The sequence below is a fragment of the Rufibacter sp. JT3400010 genome (assembly GCF_054956755.1).
Map to the genome: position 1 here is coordinate 1 of NZ_JBUDXA010000040.1, position 2,500 is coordinate 2,500.

Consider the following 2,500-nt stretch of genomic DNA (forward strand, 5'->3'; position numbering starts at 1 on the left):
TTAAGGGGGTTGGCGGCTACCTACTCTCCCGCGTGTGACCGCAGTACCATCGGCTCGGCGGGGCTTAACTTCTCTGTTCGGAATGGGAAGAGGTGGACACCCGCGACATAGCCACCATTGTCTTTGAGTATTTCTACTCATAATGATGCCGGGGGGTGCTTTGAGATACTTGGGAAAAGAGAGAACGGGCAGGGTACGCGCCTTTTGGTGGCGGGAAAGCCCTCGGGCAATTAGTACGGCTCGGCTATGTCGTTTCCGACTTTACACCTGCCGCCTATCGACGTGGTCGTCTCCCACGGCCCTTGAAGGGATGTCTCATCTTGGGGTGAGTTTCGCACTTAGATGCTTTCAGCGCTTATCTCATCCGAGCGTAGCTACCCTGCGCTGCGGCTGGCGCCACAACAGGTCCACCAGAGGCTCGTCCATCCCGGTCCTCTCGTACTAAGGACAGGTCCCCTCAAACATCCAACGCCCACTACAGATAGGGACCGAACTGTCTCACGACGTTCTGAACCCAGCTCGCGTGCCACTTTAATGAGCGAACAGCTCAACCCTTGGGACCTTCTCCAGCCCCAGGACGTGACGAGCCGACATCGAGGTGCCAAACCTCCCCGTCGATATGAGCTCTTGGGGGAGATCAGCCTGTTATCCCCGGCGTACCTTTTATCCTTTGAGCGATGGCCCTTCCATGCGGAACCACCGGATCACTATATCCGCCTTTCGGCCCTGCTCGGCTTGTGGGCCTCACAGTCAAGCACCCTTCTGCTATTGCGCTCTGCGCACGGTTACCAAGCGTGCTGAGGGTACCTTTGAAAGCCTCCGTTACTCTTTTGGAGGCGACCACCCCAGTCAAACTACCCACCAAACAATGTCTCCCCTCCGGGATTAGGCCCCGGACAACCCGAGGGTGGTATTTCAACGCTGACTAACCGACGCCTGGCGACGCCGGATCACAGTCTCCCACCTATCCTACACACGGGTTGCCCAGAGTCAATGTTAAGCTATAGTAAAGGTGCACGGGGTCTTTCCGTCCCGTAGCGGGTACTCGGCATCTTCACCGAGACTACAATTTCACCGAGCTCACGGCTGAGACAGCGCCCAGATCGTTACACCATTCGTGCAGGTCGGAACTTACCCGACAAGGAATTTCGCTACCTTAGGACCGTTATAGTTACGGCCGCCGTTTACCGGGGCTTCGATTCAATGCTTCGCCTTGCGGCTGACATCCCCTCTTAACCTTCCGGCACCGGGCAGGTGTCAGGCCATATACCTCATCTCTCGATTTCGCATAGCCATGTGTTTTTGTTAAACAGTCGCCTGGGCCTCTTCACTGCGGCTTCTCATATCGCTATGAGGAAGCGCCCCTTCTCCCGAAGTTACAGGGCCATTTTGCCGAGTTCCTTGGCCGTGATTCACTCGAGCACCTTAGGATTCTCTCCTCGACTACCTGTGTCGGATTGCGGTACGGGTAGCGTGACCGTGAACGCTTAGCGGGTTTTCTTGGGAGTCTGATTAGGGCCGCTATCCCCTCGCCCGGGGGCTTGGGGTACTATCGCATTTCATCAGGTCTAGCGTACTTGACTACTAGTCCTATAACTACGTGCTTTAACCTGGTATTCCGTCACCAGGCGGGCCTTTCACTACTCCGTCACCGCATCACTCAGTCACGCTAGTACTGGAATATTAACCAGTTGTCCATCGACCTTAGCTCTCGCATCGGCCTTAGGACCCGACTAACCCTGATCCGATTAGCGTTGATCAGGAAACCTTAGTCTTTCGGTGTGCGGGTTTCTCGCCCGCATTATCGTTACTTATGCCTACATTTGCTTTTCCCGACGCTCCAATATCCATTACCAGATACCTTCGTAGCCGACGGGAATGCTCCCCTACCACAGAATATAATTCTATCCATAGCTTCGGTATTACGCTTGATGCCCGATTATTATCGATGCCCTGTCGCTCGACCAGTGAGCTGTTACGCACTCTTTAAATGAATGGCTGCTTCCAAGCCAACATCCTGGCTGTCTAAGCAACTGAACCTCCTTTGTTCAACTTAGCGTAAATTTAGGGACCTTAGCTGATGGTCTGGGTTCTTTCCCTCTCGGCCTGGGACCTTAGCACCCCAAGCCTCACTGCCGAGTATGTCTCGCGGCATTCGGAGTTCGTCAGGATTCGGTAGGATTTGACTCCCCCTAGTCCTATCGGTAGCTCTACCTCCGCGAGACTCAACCTCGACGCTGCCCCTAAAGGCATTTCGGGGAGTACGAGCTATTTCTCAGTTTGATTGGCCTTTCACCCCTACCCTCAGGTCATCCAAATCCTTTTCAACGGAAACTGGTTCGGACCTCCATTGCGTGTTACCGCAACTTCATCCTGCCCAAGGGTAGATCACAAAGTTTCGCGTCTACCCCCCCTGACTGTGCGCCCTGTTCAGACTCGCTTTCGCTGCGGCTCCGTGTCTCCAGACACTTAACCTCGCCAGGGAGGAGTAACTCGTAGG

2 rRNA genes (1 of these 2 cut by a window edge) are annotated in these 2,500 nt (G+C 54.7%); both read right to left on the bottom strand.

The features are described 5' to 3' along the window. Nucleotides 1-7: 7 nt before the first annotated feature. A 5S ribosomal RNA gene (gene rrf / locus ACY0JR_RS21130) occupies nt 8-119 on the bottom strand. Between the two features lie 91 nt (nt 120-210). Then, nucleotides 211-2,500, bottom strand: a 23S ribosomal RNA gene (locus tag ACY0JR_RS21135); it runs 602 nt beyond the window's last position.